General features: G+C 68.3%; 15 protein-coding genes. 1 reads left to right on the top strand and 14 read right to left on the bottom strand.

Annotation, left to right across the window (positions count from 1 at the left end):
* Positions 1 to 26: 26 nt before the first annotated feature.
* The 5 genes from ACNJ7K_RS13385 to ACNJ7K_RS13365 form a co-directional block, all read right to left on the bottom strand.
* Positions 27 to 1,313, bottom strand: coding sequence for a fatty acid desaturase family protein (locus ACNJ7K_RS13385; protein WP_120279850.1), 1,287 nt, complete (start codon positions 1,311 to 1,313; stop codon positions 27 to 29).
* A 31-nt stretch (positions 1,314 to 1,344) separates the two neighbouring features.
* On the bottom strand, positions 1,345 to 2,475 hold the full coding sequence (locus ACNJ7K_RS13380) for a ferredoxin reductase (RefSeq protein ID WP_120279851.1): 1,131 nt from the start codon (positions 2,473 to 2,475) through the stop codon (positions 1,345 to 1,347).
* A 110-nt stretch (positions 2,476 to 2,585) separates the two neighbouring features.
* Complete coding sequence (locus ACNJ7K_RS13375; RefSeq protein WP_120279852.1) at positions 2,586 to 3,095, bottom strand: DUF6912 family protein; 510 nt, start codon at positions 3,093 to 3,095, stop codon at positions 2,586 to 2,588.
* A 3-nt stretch (positions 3,096 to 3,098) separates the two neighbouring features.
* On the bottom strand, positions 3,099 to 4,508 hold the full coding sequence (locus tag ACNJ7K_RS13370) for a WS/DGAT/MGAT family O-acyltransferase (protein ID WP_120279853.1): 1,410 nt from the start codon (positions 4,506 to 4,508) through the stop codon (positions 3,099 to 3,101).
* Positions 4,505 to 4,993 (bottom strand): HAD-IA family hydrolase, encoded by a 489-nt coding sequence (locus ACNJ7K_RS13365; protein ID WP_159419175.1) that lies wholly within the window; start codon positions 4,991 to 4,993, stop codon positions 4,505 to 4,507. Before ACNJ7K_RS13365 ends, ACNJ7K_RS13370 begins: the two co-directional genes overlap by 4 nt.
* 173 nt (positions 4,994 to 5,166) lie before the next feature.
* Between ACNJ7K_RS13365 and ACNJ7K_RS13360 the strand changes: the two genes are divergently transcribed.
* Positions 5,167 to 5,718, top strand: a complete 552-nt coding sequence (locus ACNJ7K_RS13360; protein WP_192378495.1) for an Rv3235 family protein — start codon at positions 5,167 to 5,169, stop codon at positions 5,716 to 5,718.
* A 118-nt stretch (positions 5,719 to 5,836) separates the two neighbouring features.
* On the opposite strand, the gene secA is transcribed toward ACNJ7K_RS13360, so the two are convergent.
* The 9 genes from secA to ACNJ7K_RS13315 all read right to left on the bottom strand — a co-directional run bounded on the left by secA (position 5,837) and on the right by ACNJ7K_RS13315 (position 17,585).
* Positions 5,837 to 8,641 carry a preprotein translocase subunit SecA gene (secA, locus tag ACNJ7K_RS13355; RefSeq protein WP_230789046.1) on the bottom strand — a complete coding sequence of 935 codons (2,805 nt, stop codon included), beginning with the start codon at positions 8,639 to 8,641 and terminating at the stop codon, positions 5,837 to 5,839.
* 184 nt (positions 8,642 to 8,825) lie between these two features.
* The gene (gene hpf, locus ACNJ7K_RS13350) at positions 8,826 to 9,494 is read right to left on the bottom strand and encodes a ribosome hibernation-promoting factor, HPF/YfiA family (RefSeq protein WP_060651341.1); all 669 of its coding nucleotides are present in this window, start codon (positions 9,492 to 9,494) and stop codon (positions 8,826 to 8,828) included.
* A 235-nt stretch (positions 9,495 to 9,729) separates the two neighbouring features.
* Positions 9,730 to 10,374: a ComF family protein gene (locus tag ACNJ7K_RS13345; RefSeq protein WP_159417885.1), complete on the bottom strand. Its 645-nt coding sequence runs from the start codon at positions 10,372 to 10,374 to the stop codon at positions 9,730 to 9,732.
* Positions 10,375 to 10,504: 130 nt separating this feature from the next.
* A complete protein-coding gene (gene lpqB, locus ACNJ7K_RS13340; RefSeq protein WP_159417884.1) occupies positions 10,505 to 12,289 on the bottom strand; it encodes an MtrAB system accessory lipoprotein LpqB in 1,785 nt (594 codons plus the stop codon).
* Positions 12,286 to 13,935 carry an MtrAB system histidine kinase MtrB gene (gene mtrB, locus ACNJ7K_RS13335; RefSeq protein ID WP_225623585.1) on the bottom strand — a complete coding sequence of 550 codons (1,650 nt, stop codon included), beginning with the start codon at positions 13,933 to 13,935 and terminating at the stop codon, positions 12,286 to 12,288. Before mtrB ends, lpqB begins: the two co-directional genes overlap by 4 nt.
* A 68-nt stretch (positions 13,936 to 14,003) precedes the next feature.
* Complete coding sequence (gene mtrA, locus ACNJ7K_RS13330) at positions 14,004 to 14,681, bottom strand: MtrAB system response regulator MtrA (protein ID WP_006550216.1); 678 nt, start codon at positions 14,679 to 14,681, stop codon at positions 14,004 to 14,006.
* Between the two features lie 5 nt (positions 14,682 to 14,686).
* A complete protein-coding gene (locus ACNJ7K_RS13325) occupies positions 14,687 to 15,352 on the bottom strand; it encodes a dTMP kinase (protein ID WP_006550215.1) in 666 nt (221 codons plus the stop codon).
* A 31-nt stretch (positions 15,353 to 15,383) separates the two neighbouring features.
* The gene (gene ahcY, locus ACNJ7K_RS13320; protein WP_487041801.1) at positions 15,384 to 16,853 is read right to left on the bottom strand and encodes an adenosylhomocysteinase; all 1,470 of its coding nucleotides are present in this window, start codon (positions 16,851 to 16,853) and stop codon (positions 15,384 to 15,386) included.
* A 126-nt stretch (positions 16,854 to 16,979) separates the two neighbouring features.
* Positions 16,980 to 17,585: a TetR/AcrR family transcriptional regulator gene (locus ACNJ7K_RS13315; protein WP_019288501.1), complete on the bottom strand. Its 606-nt coding sequence runs from the start codon at positions 17,583 to 17,585 to the stop codon at positions 16,980 to 16,982.
* Between the last annotated feature and the right edge of the window lie 44 nt (positions 17,586 to 17,629).

Raw genomic sequence — 17,629 nt, 5'->3', positions numbered from 1 at the left:
AGCCGGATTCGGAGCTGTGGCGCGAATCACACAGTGACGGAAGGTCGCCGGTGACCCGATTCACCACGGCGACGACGACGCTCTGCTACCGCATGCTCCGCGTGGACCCGCAGCGCCGTGAGGAGACCCCGGCGACGTCCGGTGGACGTCTCGGTGACCACCGCGGGCGCGTCCGGGCGCCACCTGTCGAACTTGCGCTCGGAGGAGGTCTCGGGGGCGTCATCGGCCGTCGCCTTGAGGAACCGGTCGGGCAAGGCGAGCTTGTGGATCGTGCGCAGGGCGAGCCAGTACTGCCGGGCGAGCGAGCCGGTCGTGTACGGCAGGTCGTACTTGCCGCACAGCGCCCGCACACGGGCGGCGACCTCCGGGTAGCGGTTGCTCGGCAGGTCCGGGAACAGGTGATGCTCGATCTGGTAACTGAGATTCCCGGTGAGGAAATCCATCGCACGCCCACCGGAAATGTTTGCGCTGCCGAGCAACTGGCGCAGATACCACTCCCCGCGCGTCTCGTTCTCGTAGTGCTCGGTCGTGAACTTCTCTGCGCCGTCGGGGAAGTGGCCGCAGAAGATCACGAGATACGCCCAGATATTGCGGATCACGTTCGCGGTGAGGTTCGCCGACAACGTGCTGCGCCAGGCCGGGCCGGTGAGCGCCGGGAAGAACACCAGGTCCTTGACGACCTGCCGGCCGGCCTTCGCCGCGAATTCCTTGTTGGGCCCCGAATTCCACTGCGCGGGCGGGACGCCCTCGAGTTCCTTCTTCGCCGAGAGGTCGTGCAGCGCGATCCCCCACTCGAAGGTCAGCGCGAGGACGATGTTCGCGATCGGCTGCGCGAGATTGCGCGGACGCCACTTCTCGTCGCGCGTCATCCGCAGGATGCCGAATCCCACGTCTTCGTCCATGCCCACGATGTTCGTGTAGGTGTGGTGCGCGTAGTTGTGGGCGCGCTTCCAGTGCTCGGACGGACCGGTCTGATCCCATTCCCACGAGGTCGAGTGGATCTCGGGGTCGTTCATCCAGTCCCACTGCCCGTGCATCACGTTGTGCCCGAGTTCCATGTTCTCGATGATCTTCGCGAGCGACAGCGCCGCGGTACCGATGATCCAGCGCGACCGTCGACGCGAACCGAACAGCGCGCAGCGTCCGACCACCTCCAGCACACGCTGCGCACGGATGACGGAATGGATGTAGCGGGCGTCCCGCGGGCCGCGCGAATTCTCCACATCCCGTCGAATCGCGTCGAATTCGTTTGCGAGAGCAACAATGTCGTCTTCGGTCAGATGAGAGAACGCGCGGATGTCGGTGATGGCCAAGCGGGATCCTTCGGAGGTTTGCTGTCGGTGTCTACACGTCCAGTGTGCAGTCGCCGGCAGCGGCGGAGATGCAGGTCTGGACGCGTTCGCCCTCTGCGTGCTCCTTGCCGGATCGCAGATCGACGACGTGCCCCTTCTCGAGCGGCACAACACAAGTCTGACAGATTCCCATCCGACAACCGAAGGGCATCAGCGCACCGACGCTCTCACCGGCCTCGAGAATCGTCGTGGCGCCGTCCACGGTGACGGTTTTGCCGGACTTCGCGAACGTGATCGTTCCGCCCGAGCCCGAGGTGTCGGCACGGCTGACGGCGAAGCGCTCGAGGTGGACCTGATCCTCGATGTCCTCCGCGGCCCAGTGCGCGGTGATGTCGTCGAGCATCTGCTGGGGACCGCACGCCCAGGTCTGACGCTCGCGCCAGTCGGGGCACACCTCGTCCAGCTCCGAGAGCGCGAACTTGCCCTTCTCACGGGTGTGACGCACGTGCACGCGGAACCGATCGTGGGTGGCGTCGAAACGCTCGAGCTCGGACCGGAACATCACGTTCTCGGCCGTCGGCGCGGAGTGGATGTGCACGACGTCGGGCAGGTCGAGTTCGCGCTCGACCGCACGCCGGTCGAGCGTCCGCAGCATCGACATGATCGGCGTGATGCCACTGCCGGCCGTGAGGAAGAGGATCTTCGCCGGCGGCGGGTCGGGCAGGACGAAATCGCCCTTCGGGGCGGCGAGGCGCACGACGGTGCCCTCGGGGACACCGCCGACGAGGTGGCTGGACAGGAAGCCCTCGGGCATCGCCTTCACGGCGATGGAGATGACCTTGTCGTCCCAGGTGGGCGAGGAGGTCAGTGAGTAGGAGCGCCAGTGCCAGCGACCGTCGATGTGCAGACCGATGCCGATGTACTGGCCGGGTGCGTATCCGAAATCGAAACCCCAGCCGGGACGGATGACGATCGTCGCGGAATCGGGGGTCTCCTGGCGCACCGACACGATTCGCCCGCGCAGTTCACGGGCGGACCACAGCGGGTTGACCAGGTGCAGGTAGTCGTCGGGGAGCAGAGGGGTGGTCAGCCGGGCCACCGCGCCACGCAGGACGTTGGAGAGCGACTTCTCTCCTGGCGCGACGTGTGCCGCAGGCTTCTCGATCCATTCCTTCAGGCCCATCCGACCGTTTCTCCTCACTCCGGTTACGGCTCCGTAGGTTATCAGAGGTTACGGAAGCGTAGGTTGCGCGAGAGACGGTCGTCACACCGATGGCGTGGCGATATGCGAGGTCAGAGCAGTTCGAGCAGGAAGGGCAGTTCCTGGGCCGCGTACCACGCCAGTTCGTGGTCCTCCGCGTCGCCGAGGACGAACTCGGCCTCCTCGTCGCCCAGTTCTGCGGCATCGACGATCTCGCGTGCCCGCGCGACGTCGGCCTCCGCCTCCTGCAGGTCGATGTGCACCGACGCGACCGCACGCATCGTGATCGGCCCGGTGAGCTTGACGACCGCATCGTCGAGATCCGGTCGCGGCTTCACCTCGTCGACGTCGGCGGCGATCACCACCCGACGGGACACGAAGGACGGGTGATCGTTCGGCTCCTCCGATCCGAGCAACCGCAGCGACGCGCGTGCCGCCTCGGCCATCGCGACCTCGGCGAGCTCCTCGTCGTCGCCCGCCGTGTAGGCCTCGCGCAGAGCGGGGGTCACCGCGAAGGCCGTCCGGCCCACCGCGTCGACCTCACCGTCGGCGACGAGGCCCTGCAACATCGCGAGCGTTGCCGGTACATAGACACGCGTCACTTCTCACCTGCCGGCATCCGTCAACTCCTCGAGAGATTCCTGGATCAGCGTCGCTGCCACGTCCACATCGGGCATCGCATCACGATCCGCATTCAAACCGTAGTAGATCTTGCCGTCGTAGGACGTCAACGCGATGCTCAGGGCCTGATTCTTCAGCAGCGGCGAGACCGGGAAGATCTCGAGCAGCCGAGCTCCGGTGAGGTAGAGCGGGTGCTGCGGCCCCGGCGCGTTGGTGATCATGAGGTTGAACATCCGCTGCGAGAAACCCATCGCGACCCGGGCTCCCACCGCGTGCATCGTCGCCGGGGCGAAGCCCGACAAGCGGACCATCGTCTGCGCCGCCACGCGTCGCCGTTGCCGCGAATAGGCCTCGCCGGCGTGCGCGATGTGCGACAGACGGACCACCGCGTTCGGCTCCCCTACCGGCAGATCCAGCAGGAAGGACGACACCTCGCCCTGCGGGTGCACCTGGATCGTGTCGTTGTCGCCGCAGTCGTCCGGATCCTGGGTGTACACCGACATCGGAACCATCGCCCGCACCACCGTCGCCTCGGTGACCGGCTCCCCGCGGGAGAGCAGCCAGTACCGCAGCGCGCCGGCGAGGACCGCGAGCACCACGTCGTTGATCGTGCAGCCGTAGCGGGAGTGGATCTTGCGGTAGGGCTCCAGATCGGAGTGCACCACGGAGAACCGGCGGCTCCTCGAGATCTGCGTGTTCAGCGGCGTCTCGGGCGCCGACTGCGCAGCCGTACGTGCGATCCGGCCCACTGCGTCGACGGTCTCGGTGAGCGTCGCCGTGAGATCGCCCACGGCCGATCGCACGGCGGCGATCCCCTCCCCCGGGCGCGCGACGAGTTCGGCGAGCGCTCCGACGAGCAGAGCGGACTCCGACGGTTCGCGTTCGGGCATCCACAATTCCTCGGGGACCTCACGCGGCACCGGCTCCTTGTCGAAGAGCACCTGGACGATGTCGAGGGCTTCCTCGCCGTCGACGAGCGCCGAATGCGACTTCGTGAACAGCGCCACCCGATCGTTCGCGAGCCCCTCGACGAGATACATCTCCCAGAGCGGTCGCGTGCGGTCGAGCGGTCGCGAGACCAGACGCGCGACGAGGTCGTGCAGCTGTTCGTCGGAGCCCGGTTTCGGCAGCGCGGAGCGTCGCACGTGGTAGGTGATGTCGAAGTCGCGGTCGTCGACCCAGACGGGTCGCGAGAGCCCGAATGCGACCTCCCGCACCTTCTTCCGGTAACGGGGCACCTCGGGCAGTCGCTGCTCGACCAACCGCAGCACGCTCTCGTAGTCGAGACCGCCCTCGGGGGGTTCGAGGATCGCGAGCGACCCGACGTGCATCGGCGTGTTGCTCGTCTCCAGGTAGTAGTACGACGCGTCCTGCGCCGTCATCCGGCTCGTCATCGACCCCGTTCCCCCTCCTGCCCCGAACCTCCCGAGCGCCGCCACCACGACTCGGTGCCGTCCACGGCTCCGATCCCGATCTCCTCGGGATCGAAATCGAAGAGTACGGCCAGTTCGCCCGGCGCGTCGTGTGAACCATCATGGTGTACGCCGACCATCCCCGCAGCGGCGGCGCCTCGCACGTTGCCGACCGAATCGTCGACGAAGACGCACTCGCCGGGTTCGAGGTCCAGCAGCCGGGCGACCAGCAGGTAGCTCTCGGGGTCGGGTTTGGCGACACGTGTGTCACCCGAGAGCACCACGCGGTCGACGAACGGGCCCTCGAGATCGCGCAGCCACTGCGCGCCGGGCCCACCGGGATCGTTGCTCAGCAGGGCGGTCCGCACCCCACGCGCGCGCAGGACCGTCACGGCCGCGCCGAAGGTGTCGGGGTCGCTTCCCGGTCCGACCAGGACGCCACCGACATCGAGTACGAGTCCTCGCATCACGACACCACCGTAGGTCCCGGACGTCCTGCTCGCGCAGCGCATCCCGCGCGCGTCGAACCGGGACCGTCGCCCGGCGATATGGCATCATGTGCGCGGTTCGTCCTCTCCCGAATCATCCGCCGTCACGGTGTCACCGTGACGATCCGTTCTCATGCCCTCCGGGAGAGTCCATGCCGCATCACACCGGGCGCTACGTGCGCCGCCTCACCCACCTCGAACCTCCTGTCGAGGTGACCTGCCACCGTCCCCGCAGCCACGTCGCCCGGCGGCCCACGCCGCACGACGGACGCTCGGGACGCGCCCCGCTCCGCCGCGACGGAACGGGACGTCCTGTCGACGGCCGGGGCACCGAAGGTCCGGCCACCGGACCGGGTGACCGGCCTGCGATCGTGCTCGATCCGGGTGTCGTGCGGGTCGCGGAGACGGCGGTGCGCCTGGTCCTCGAGGTCGTCGACGGCCGCCGTCCCGCGGTCCAGTCCACCACGGTCCTCGACCCACGTCTCGTCGCGACGATCACCGCGGCCCGGCCTCCGCGTGCCGGACGCAGCACCGCGGTGCTGTTGCGGACGCGGGTGCGTCCCGTCGACACCGACACCGTGGAACTGTTCGGCAGCTACGGCCGCGGGGACCGGGTGTTCGCCTTCGCCGGCCGGATGGTGCGCAAGCGTCCCCGTCCTCGTGCTCCGCACCGCTGGACGATCACGACCCTGTGGCTCGGGTGAGCCACAGGGTCGTGGGGTGGTCGTGAGTCTTCGACTCAGCACCGCATGTGAGTCTTCGACTCAGCGCCTATGTGAGTCTTCGACTCAGCACCGCATGTGAGTCTTCGACTCAGCGCGTTCAGCGCCGCCGGTTGGTCTTCGCGTCGCGCCGGGCCGCGGCACGACGCTCCTTGCGGGTGCCCGCCTGCCGAGGCGCGGAGCCCGCGTCGGAACCGGCGGTCGTACGCGCGACGTGGGCGCGGCCGTCCTCGTCGGGACCGGTGTAGGTCAGGCGCCGCTCGGTCTCGTCGAGACCCTTGGCCCGCAGCGCGGCCGGTGCGGGCTCCGCCTGCGCCGGTTGTGCCTGTTGTGCCGTCGGGGCCGGCTGTGCCGGTCGGGCGGGAGCAGCCTTGGCGAGGCTCGGGGCCGCCTGCGCGGCGGCCGCCGCAGAGGCCGGCGTGACCGCCACACCCGCGGACTGCTGCTGTTGCGCGGCCTCGACCTGGAGGTTGAACAGGAATCCGACCGATTCCTCCTTCAGGCCCTCGAGCATTGCGGTGAACATGTCGAAGCCCTCGCGCTGGTACTCGACGAGCGGATCGCGCTGCGCCATGGCGCGCAGGCCGATGCCCTCCTTGAGGTAGTCCATCTCGTAGAGGTGCTCGCGCCACTTGCGGTCGAGGACCGACAACAGCACGCGACGCTCGAGTTCGCGCATCGCATTCTCGCCGGCGATGGCCTCGAGTTCGGCCTCGCGACGTGTGTAGGCGGCGCGGGCGTCCTCGAGAAGGACCTCGAGCAGACCGTTGCGGTCGAGGTCCTCGTTCTCGGCGACGAGCGTCTTGTGGTCGACACCCACCGGGTAGAGGGTCTTGAGCGCCGTCCACAGCTGCTCGAGATCCCAGTCCTCGACGTAGCCCTCGGCAGTCGCACCGTCGACGTAGGCGGTGATCACGTCGGTGAGCATGTGCTGCACCTGACCCTCGAGGTCCTCGCCGCGCAGGATCCGGCGGCGCTCCTCGTAGATGACGGTGCGCTGCTGGTTCATCACCTCGTCGTACTTGAGGACGTTCTTGCGGATCTCGAAGTTCTGCTGCTCGACCTGCGTCTGCGCGCTCTTGATGGCCTTGGAGACCATCTTCGCCTCGATCGGCACGTCGTCGGGCAGGTTCAGCCGCGTCATGATCGACTCGAGCGCCGCACCGTTGAAGCGGCGCATCAACTCGTCGCCGAGCGAGAGGTAGAACCGCGACTCGCCCGGGTCGCCCTGACGACCGGAACGACCACGGAGCTGGTTGTCGATACGACGCGACTCGTGCCGTTCGGTGCCGAGCACGTACAGGCCACCGGCGGCCCGCACCTTCTCGGCATCGGCCTTCGACTCGGCCTTGATCCGCTCGAGGATCTCGTCCCAGGCCGCCTCGTACTCCTCCGGCGTGTTGACCGGGTCGAGGCCGCGCTTACGCAGCTCGATGTCGGCGAGGATGTCGGGGTTGCCGCCGAGCACGACGTCGGTACCGCGACCGGCCATGTTCGTCGCGACCGTCACCGCGCCGGACCGGCCGGCCTGCGCGATGATCTGCGCTTCCTGCTCGTGGAACTTCGCGTTGAGCACGCTGTGCGGAACACCGCGCTTGGTGAACTGCCGGGACAAGTATTCCGATCGCTCGACGCTCGTCGTACCGATGAGGACCGGCTGGCCCTTCTCGTGACGCTCGACGACGTCGTCGACGACGGCCGCGAACTTCGCTTCCTCGGTCTTGTAGATCAGGTCGCCCTGGTCGACGCGCACCATCGGGCGGTTGGTCGGGATCGGGATGACACCCAGGCTGTAGATCTGGTGGAGCTCGGCGGCCTCGGTCTCGGCCGTACCGGTCATGCCCGACAGCTTGTCGTACAGGCGGAAGTAGTTCTGCAGCGTGATCGTGGCGAGCGTCTGGTTCTCGGCCTTGATCTCGACGCCTTCCTTGGCCTCGATCGCCTGGTGCATGCCCTCGTTGTAGCGGCGGCCCGACAGGACGCGGCCGGTGAACTCGTCGACGATGACGACCTCGCCGTTGCGGACGATGTAGTCCTTGTCCTTGGCGTAGAGTTCCTTGGCCTTGATGGCGTTGTTGAGGTAGCTCACCAGCGGCGAGTTGGCCGCTTCGTACAGGTTGTCGATGCCGAGCTGGTCCTCGACGAACTCGACGCCGGCCTCGTGCACACCGACGGTCCGCTTGCGGATGTCGATCTCGTAGTGCAGCTCCGGCTCGAGCAGCTTGGCAATGCGCGCGAACTCGGAGTACCACTTGCTCGACGCGTCGGCGGGACCCGAGATGATCAGCGGGGTCCGGGCCTCGTCGATGAGGATCGAGTCGACCTCGTCGACGATCGCGAAGTTGTGGCCACGCTGGACGAGGTCGTCGAGCGAGTGCGTCATGTTGTCGCGCAGGTAGTCGAAGCCGAACTCGTTGTTGGTGCCGTAGGTGATGTCGGCGGAGTAGGCCGCGCGGCGCTGGGCCGGGGTCATTCCGGACAGGATCACGTCGGTCTCGAGTCCGAGGGAACGGTGCACGCGGCCCATCCACTCGGCGTCGCGCTTGGCGAGGTAGTCGTTGACCGTGACGACGTGGACGCCGTCGCCGGAGATCGCGTTGAGGTAGGCCGGCAGCACGCAGGTGAGGGTCTTGCCCTCACCGGTCTTCATCTCGGAGATGTTGCCGAAATGCAGCGCCGCGCCACCCATGATCTGGACGAGATAGTGCTTCTGGCCGAGCACACGGAAGGACGCCTCCCGGGCGGTCGCGAAGGCTTCCGGAAGCAGATCGTCGAGCGTCTCGCCGTCCTGATAGCGGCTCCGGAACTCATCCGTCTTGGCCCGGAGCTCGGCGTCGGTCAGGGCCTCGAAGTCCGGGGAGAGGGAATCGACATGCTCGGCGATGTGCTTGAGCCGCTTGACCATGCGACCTTCACCGATCCGGAGCAGCTTCGTCAGCGACAGCACTGGTGTGTTCGTCCTCAATCTCGGGTACCTGCACGGACAAGAAATCCGGCCGAGGCCTTGTCGGACCCCGGCCGGATTCCATGGTAGGCGCTGCGCGGGAGTGATCGCGATGGCGAGGTGCCTTCGGTCACTCCCGGCAGTGTCACACGAGCCTGATCAGACCGTAGTCGAAGGCGTGTCGCCGGTAGACCACGGACGGCTTGTCCGTCTCCTTGTCGTGGAACAGGTAGAAGTCGTGACCGACGAGTTCCATCTCGTAGAGGGCGTCGTCGACGGTCATCGGCTGAGCGTTGTGTTCCTTCGTCCGGACGATGCGACCGGGACCGTCCTGGGGTTCCTTCTCGCTGTCGCCGAGCGACAGGTCGGGCGAGATGGCGAGCTCGTCGTCCTGGGCGAGGGCCGCGGTGGCTTCCGCCACGGACACGGGCGTCTTCTCACCGTAGGAGACCTTGCGGCGCTCCTTCGTCCGTCGCAGGCGCGATTCGAGCTTGCTGATCACAGACTCGAAGGCAGCGTAGAAGCTGTCGGCACTGGCCTCGGCACGTACGACAGGTCCCTTTCCGCGGGCAGTGATCTCGACCCGCTGACAACTCTTCCTCTGACGCCTGTTGCGTTCGTGTTGCAACTCGACGTCGAAGATGAAGATCGTCGGATCGAAACGTTCGAGCCGAGCGAGTTTCTCGGAGACGTAGATCCGGAAGTGATCGGGGACCTCGACGTTGCGTCCTTTCACGACAACGTCGGCACGGGGGCCTTCCGTGGCGGCATCGGCCTCTGCAACGGAACCTCTGGACTTCGAAGGGGTCGTCACGCGTACCTCCCGAGTTACGGCCGGCGCAGCCCGCGCGCCGGCATGATGTATGAGCGCGAGAGCGCGCTCGCCCGGAATCGGAAGAACAGGCGTTTCCACCCGTCTACCTTGTTGTTTCCGGGTCTGATGGCGACGGTAGTACGTAACGCGGAGGTGTGCCACCGTTCCCGCGTGATTTCACATCGCGTCGCCTTCCGGTCACTCGGTGAGGTACTTTCCGGGCCCGTCCGCGGGCTCACGCGTGGGCGATCACGAGCACTCCGAGAGGGTCGAATCCGGCGCGTCGGAGTGCCTGCACCGACTCGCGCGCGGTGGTTCCGGTGGTGAGCACATCGTCGACGACGAGGACCGGGATCGTGCGCGGCAGACCGTCGGCGCGCACCCCGACACGGCCGGCGAGGTTGCGCTGCCGGTCGGCTGCCGAGAGCCCCACCGAATCACGCACCCCGGCCGCCACACTCAGGATCGGATGCACGTGGAGGCGACGGTCGTGGGTCGCGGCGGCCCGGGCGGCACGCGTGACGGGATCGCCTCCGCGTGCCCGCGCCGCACGCGCCCGGGTGGGGGCGGGCGTCACGATCAAGGGACCCTCGGGCAGCTCGCTCCATCGGCGCAGCCGCGCGATCGCGACGGCCCACGCGAGCCCGAGCGGCTCGGCGAGATCCCGACGGGCACGCTCCTTCGCGACGATCACCGCGCGGCGCCTGGGGCCGGTGTACGGGCCCAGACTCCACACCGGGATCCCGGGGTCGACGCGCGGCGCGACTGCCACGGGATGATCGGAGAGCTCGCGTGCGCACGCCCGGCACCAGCTCGCTCCGGGAGCGGCACAACCACCGCACCGGGCGGGCAGGACGAGATCGAGAAGGGCGGTGAGCACACCGGGAGTGTGCCCGAAGTCACCGACGCCCGGGCGTCACCGTCGGCACCGACGCCCGGGCGTCACCGTCGGCACCGACGCCCGGGCGTCACCATCGACACCGACGCCCGGGACGTCACCGTCGGCGCGCTCAGCCCGGGAGGACGGGGATGGCCGCCATGCCGGCCAGTCCGGGTACCTCGCGCCAGTACCGGTCGCCCGCGGGATCGCGGTTGTTGAGCTGGAAGACCGTCCGGGAATCGGCGACGAACTCGCTGGCCGTGGACGCCTCCACGGCGACCACCGGAGGGGTGAGATTGCGGCTCGGGAGTGCGTCGATGCGCGAGCCGTCCACCGCGACCTGCACGACGGGCACGTCGGCCGACGCGCGGGAGACGACGATGGTGTCGGCTGTGCTCCAGTCCAGGGCGAGCGCGGGACCGCCGAGGCCGAAGCCGATCTCGCGCGGATTGGTGAGCGAGTACTCGCCGGTCGTGGTCGGTACGATCGTTGCGACGAAGACCCGTCCGTCGATGATCAGGGCGGCGCGGACACCGTCGCGCGACAAACGTAACTCGGTGATGCGGCCCCCGAGGGCGCGGATCGCACCCGCTTCGACGCCGACCACGGTGACCCGCCCGGTGCCGGGTTCGCGCACCGCGCGCACCACCGCGGTGCCGTTGACGACGGCCCACACCGAGTTGTTGTTCGGCGACCAGGACGGCCGGGTGATCGACTCGCCGTCGACCGCGGGTTCGGCGGCGCCTTCGCTGTACGCACCGACCATCAGTTGCACGGCCGGCTCCGGTGCCGGTTTACCCGTGTTCTCGACCGCGGCGACGAGTTCCCCGTCCAGCGACAGGGCGACGGACTGCAGGTCGTCGGACATGCCGAAGAAGCTGCGGACCGGTGTCACGCCGGTCTCGGCGACGCTCACCAGCGTCCCGTCGAGCAGCGCGTGCAGACCCACCGTCACGCTCGACGCAGCGAGGGGGTTCATGGACGCCACGTCGGCGGTGGTCCAGCCGTTCGGGAACCGTTCGTCGAGGGGTTGGCCGTCGGCGAGGAGGTGGTACGGACCGCTGATGTCGGCGTTGGCGAGGGTCCAGATCACCTGCGCGGCGAGCAGTTCGCGATCCTGCCGGCCCATCGAGCCGACCCCCTGGAAGTCGATGCGGATGCCGCCGAGTCCGACGCCGACGTCGGTCGTGCGGCCGTCCGCCTTCGTCACCGAGCCGATGACGGTGACGTCCTCGAGGAGGTTCTTGACCGCGGGCGCGAGGACCTCCTTCGGCCCTTCGACGAGCAATCCGATCAGCTGCGAGGCCGTCTGTTCGGGTGTGCCCGTGATCCAGCGCGGGTCGGGGACGACGGCGTTGCCGGTCGGGTCGAGGAAGTACAGCGAGCGGCGTTGATAGGTGTTGAGGAAGCGGGGGCGGTCCATGATGACGCCGGCCGGCAACCGGTCGATGCGCCACTCCCCGTCGGCGCGGACGAGAGAGAAGCGTGCCTCGAACTCCCCGTCTGCGGGACGGTAGATGCCGCCCTCCTCGAGGTAGCCGACGGTGCTCGCCCGCACCACGTAGGTGGCGCTGTCGCCGTCGCGTTCCTCGACGAGGACGTCGACCTTGTCGACGATGGTCGCGCTCGCCGCGTCGTCCCAGGACTCGGACATCGTGGGGGTGAGGAACTGCCGGGCCGCGCGGTGGCGGTTGGTCGGATCCGTGCTCGCCTGCAGGAAGTCGCGCAGGAGCAGGTCGGGTTCGCGACCGGGTACGGGCGCGGCGACCTCGGTGGTCGCGGGGCCGCGTTCGAGGGTTCCGATGGCCTGCGGTGACGAGGAATCGGGCAGCGTGGCGCATCCCGACAGCACGAGTCCGGCCACGGTCAGGAGTACGACGAGCACGCCCGCTGCACGCGGAGTCGAGCGGCTCATGTACTGGCTCCTTCGGACGGTGTGCTCGCGGGGTCGGTCGGGGTCTCTCCCGTCGCCGGCCGCTCCGGGGTGTCGTCACCCGGCGGGGGCTTGCCCTGCACGGCCTTCGCGGCGCTGGGCACGAGAGGCAGGGGGCTGCGTCCCACCTTACGTCCGCGTTCGCGCGGGAGGGTCAGCCGGAAGCTGGCGCCTCGTCCCGGTTCGCCCCACGCTTCGAGCTTGCCGTTGTGCAGGTTGGCGTCCTCGACGCTGATGGCGAGACCGAGGCCGGTGCCGCCGGAGCGCCGGACCCGCGACGGGTCGGAGCGCCAGAACCGGTTGAAGACGAGCTTCTCCTCCCCGGGTCGCAGACCCACGCCCTGGTCGCGCACGACGAAGGCCGCGGCCGCGTCGTCGGCGCGCAAACGCAGCAGGATGGGCTTGCCCTCGCCGTGATCGATCGCGTTGGCGAGCAGGTTGCGCAGGATGCGTTCGACGCGGCGGGGATCGACGTCGGCCTCGACGGACTCGTCCGGCAGGTCGACGATCAGCTCGGTGGCGGTCTCGCGGGCGAGGTGCCGCACGGTCGAGACGGCGGCACGCGCGCACATCCGCAGATCGAGTCGTTCGGAGGCGAGTTCGGCGACACCCGCGTCGTGCCGGCTGATCTCGAGCAGGTCGTTGAGGAGGCTCTCGAAGCGGTCGAGTTCGGCGACGAGCAGTTCGGAGGACCGCTTGAGGACGGGGTCGAGCTCGTCGCTGCCGTCGTGGATGAGGTCGGCGGCCATACGGACGGTCGTGAGCGGGGTGCGCAGTTCGTGGCTCACATCGGAGGTGAACCGTTTCTGCAGGTTGCCGTACTCCTCGAGCTGGGTGATCTGCCGAGACAGGCTCTCGGCCATCTCGTTGAACGACATCGCCAGGCGCGCCATATCGTCCTCACCGCGGACCGGCATGCGTTCCTTGAGCCGTCCGTCGGCGAAGCGCACGGCGATCCGGGAGGCCGACCGGATGGGCAGCACGACCTGCCGCGCGACGATCATCGAGATCGCGGCCAGCAGTACGAGCAGGACCACGGCGCCGACGAGCAGTGTGCCGCGGACGAGGGCGAGGGTGCGTTCCTCACCGCCGAGCGGGAAGACGAGGTACAGCTCGAGTGTCGAGATGTCGGAGTCGGTGGGGCTGCCCATGATCAGGGCCGGCCCGGTGTAGCCGTCGGGATCGGCGACCGTCGCGAACTGGTACGCGATCTGCCCGTTCTGGACGAAGGCGCGCAGGTTCTGCGGGATCTGGTCGGCGGGTCCGCTCGAGGTGGGGGCCCGCGGACCGTCGCCGGGGACGATCAGGACGGGGTCGAAGGTTCCGGCGACGCCGGTGTCCTGTCCCCCGTCGCTGCCGCGGCTGGTGAGGATCGCCGCGGCACCGTCGAGGCGGACCGCGAGCGAGCCGGAGTCGTCGGCGCCCGCGAGTTGTCCCTCGACGAGTGCGCGCGAGCGATCCATCTCCTCGGTCGCCGCGTCGATCTTCACTTCGAGCAGTCGGTCGGTGATCTGGCTCGTGAGTACCACTCCGAGCACGAACATGACGATCAGCGACAGCGTGAGGGTCGAGGTCACGACCCGCAGCTGCAGCGATCGTCGCCAGGTGTGCGCGAGTCGGCTGCTCATCGACCGCGACCACCTCACCAGCGGCAGCGTCCTACGCGTGATACGCCGCCGAAGCCGGTAGGTTCGGATCACGGCGGTCCGGCCTTGTAGCCGACCCCCCGCACTGTGAGCACCGCCTCGGGATTCTCGGGATCCTTCTCGACCTTCGCGCGCAGACGCTGGACGTGGACGTTCACGAGCCGGGTGTCGGCAGCGTGCCGGTAGCCCCAGACCTGCTCGAGCAGGACCTCACGGGTGAACACCTGGCGCGGCTTGCGCGCGAGCGCCACGAGCAGGTCGAACTCGAGGGGCGTGAGCGAGATCGCCTCGTCGCCGCGGGTGACCTTGTGGGCGGGGACGTCGATGGTGATGTCCCCGATGGTCAGGACCTCCGCCGGTTCCTGCTCGGTGCGACGCAGCCGGGCCCGCACGCGTGCGACGAGCTCCTTCGGCTTGAACGGCTTGACGATGTAGTCGTCGGCGCCCGATTCGAGGCCGAGCACGACGTCGACGGTGTCGGACTTGGCGGTGAGCATCACGATCGGCACACCGGAATCCGCGCGGAGCACACGGCACACGTCGATGCCGTTCATGCCGGGGAGCATGAGATCGAGCAGGACGAGGTCGGGCCGGATCTCGCGCACGGCGCCCAGCGCCTGAGTGCCGTCCCCCACCACGAACGGTTCGAATCCCTCGCCGCGCAGCACGATCGTGAGCATCTCGGCCAGCGCGGTGTCGTCGTCGACTACCAGAATCCTCGGCTTCATAGCCTCTATCGTGTCACCCCTTCACCGTCGTGAAGCAGATTTGAGATGTCAACGGCGAGTTGTCGCGGGGAGGTCTGCGGGCCTGCGACCTCCCACGGAGACATCCACTGCTGCTGCGCGAGCTCGTCGTACACCTCGCCGGTGCGGTGTTGCAGGCCGGCATCGCGCTCGTAGGCGTCGCGATCGCGGTCGGCCTCGGTCGCGGCGCGGTTACGGGCACGCTCCGCGGCGAGGGCGACCGGAACGCGGAGAAGCACCTGCAGATCGGGCACCGGGAGCCCGAACCGTTCGAACTCGAGACGGCGGATCCACTCCACCGCCGGGCCGGTCGCGCCCTGGTTCCGGCGCGCCGCGGTGTACGCGGCGTTGGACGCGACGTACCGGTCGAGCAGCACGATGTCGTTGTCGGCGAGCAGCTTCCGCAGCTCGTCGGCAGCATCGCGTCGGTCGAGCGCCCACAGCAACGCCATCGCCTCGACGCTCGAGGCGGTGTCGCCGTGCTGCCCGCGCAACGCCTCCGCGCCCAGATCGGCGTGGATCGACTGCCCGTACCGCGGGAAGGCCAGCGTCGCGACCTTCCGTCCGGCCTCGCGCCAGGTCTCGACGAGACCGGCGGACAACGTCCGCTTGCCGGCCCCGTCGAGACCCTCGACGACGATCAGATCACCCATGTGCCCTGTGATTCCCGTCGAATCAACGGGATCAGTACCGGTAGTGCTCGGGCTTGTACGGGCCCTCGACGTCGACACCGATGTACTCGGCCTGCTCCTTGGTCAGCTTCGTGATCTGTCCACCGAGCGCCTCGACGTGGATCTTCGCGACCTTCTCGTCGAGGTGCTTGGGCAGGCGGTAGACCTCGTTGTCGTACTCGTCGGGCTTGGTCCACAGCTCGATCTGGGCGATCACCTGGTTGGCGAACGAGTTGCTCATCACGAAGGAGGGGTGGCCCGTGGCGTTGCCCAGGTTGAGCAGGCGGCCCTCCGACAGGACGATGATCGAATGGCCGTCGACGAAGGTGAACTCGTCGACCTGCGGCTTGATGTTGATCCGCGTGACGTCGGCGGCCCGCTCGAGGCCGGCCATGTCGATCTCGTTGTCGAAGTGGCCGATGTTGCCGAGGATGGCCTGGTGCTTCATCGCCTTCATGTGCTCGAAGGTGATGATGTCCTTGTTGCCGGTCGCAGTGATGACGATGTCGGCCTGGCCGATGAAGTCCTCGACCGTCACGACGTCGTAGCCGTCCATCATGGCCTGCAGGGCGTTGATCGGGTCGACCTCGGTGACCGAGACGCGTGCGCCCTGGCCGCGCAGGGCCTCGGCGCAGCCCTTGCCGACGTCGCCGTAGCCGCACACGAGCGCGGCCTTGCCGCCGATGAGGACGTCGGTGCCGCGGTTGATGCCGTCGAGCAGCGAGTGCCGGGTGCCGTACTTGTTGTCGAACTTGCTCTTGGTGACCGAGTCGTTGACGTTGATCGCGGGGAACGCGAGCTCGCCGGCTGCGGAGAGCTGGTACAGGCGCAGGACGCCCGTGGTGGTCTCCTCCGTGACGCCCTTGACGGACTCGGCGACGGTGGTCCACTTCTTCGAGTCGGCCGCGAGCGAGCGGCGCAGCAGCTCGAGGAAGACCTTGTACTCGGCGGAGTCCTGCTCCTCGTCGATCGGCGGGACGACGCCGGCCTTCTCGAACTGGGCGCCCTTGAGCACGAGCATCGTGGCGTCGCCGCCGTCGTCGAGGATCATGTTGGCGGGTTCGCCGGGCCAGGTGAGCATCTGCTCGGCCGCCCACCAGTACTCCTCGAGGGTCTCGCCCTTCCAGGCGAAGACCGGGACGCCCTTGGGCTCTTCGGGGGTGCCGTGCGGGCCGACGACGACGGCCGCGGCGGCGTGGTCCTGGGTGGAGAAGATGTTGCACGACGCCCAGCGCACCTGCGCGCCGAGGGAGACGAGCGTTTCGATGAGCACAGCGGTCTGGACCGTCATGTGCAGCGAGCCGGAGATCCGTGCGCCCTTCAGCGGCTGCACTTCCGCGTACTCGCGACGCAGCGCCATCAGGCCCGGCATCTCGTGTTCGGCGAGCCGGATCTCCTTGCGCCCGAACTCGGCGAGGGACAGATCGGCGACCTTGAAATCGAGACCGTTGACCCGGTCGGCTACGAGCGTGGTGTCAGACACGTGCAGATGCCTCTTCCTGTCGGCAGACGATGTTGGTTCCAGGCTATACAACCTGCGCAAGAAGAGGCCCGGCAGATCGTCCCCCGACGGGATCCGTCCGTCGCACCTCCGTACGGCGCCCGGGCGTCAACCGCGTACGGCGGCCCGTTCGACGAACGGCACGAGCAGATCGGCGAGGTCGGCGGCGACATCACGCCCCGAGGCCGGGGGCATCGAGACGAAGCTCAGCGCGACCCGCACGACAGCGCGCGCGAGGATCCCGGCGTCGGACTCGGACGCCGCGATCCAGCTGTGGTGGAAGGTCTCCGTGAGGCGACCCGCGCCCCGTTCGAGGATGGGGGCGGCGTCGGTCGTGATCAACCGCAGCAGGTCGGGTTTGGCCTCCCCGCTCAGCAGCGACTGCACCAGGGGGTCGGCGGCGGACGCCTCGAAGAAGAAGGTGAATCCGTCCACGAGCGCGGCCCGCGCGTCGCCGACGTGGGCGTACACCGAATCGGCCACGGCGTCGACGAACTCGTCGACCAGACGCAGCGCATAGCCCTGGGCGAGCCCCTGCCGGGAGGAGAACTCCTTGTACAGGGTCTGCCGGCTGATGCCGGCAGCCCGGGCGACGTCGCTCATGGTGACAGCCGACCAGTCGCGTTCGTGCAGCAGCTCGCGCATGGCGTCGAGGATCGTCGAGCGCAGCAGCACCCGACTTGCCTCGTGGAAGGGAACCCGCGCGTTCGACATGGTGGGAACGCTCTCACGCGCGGAAGTGCTCGTCAAAGCAAGGC

Source organism: Rhodococcus shunpengi, from assembly GCF_048381395.1.
Classification (GTDB): Bacteria; Actinomycetota; Actinomycetes; order Mycobacteriales; family Mycobacteriaceae; genus Rhodococcus.
The sequence above is the reverse complement of the archived record's forward strand: the minus strand, read 5'-3'. Positions and strand labels throughout refer to the sequence as shown.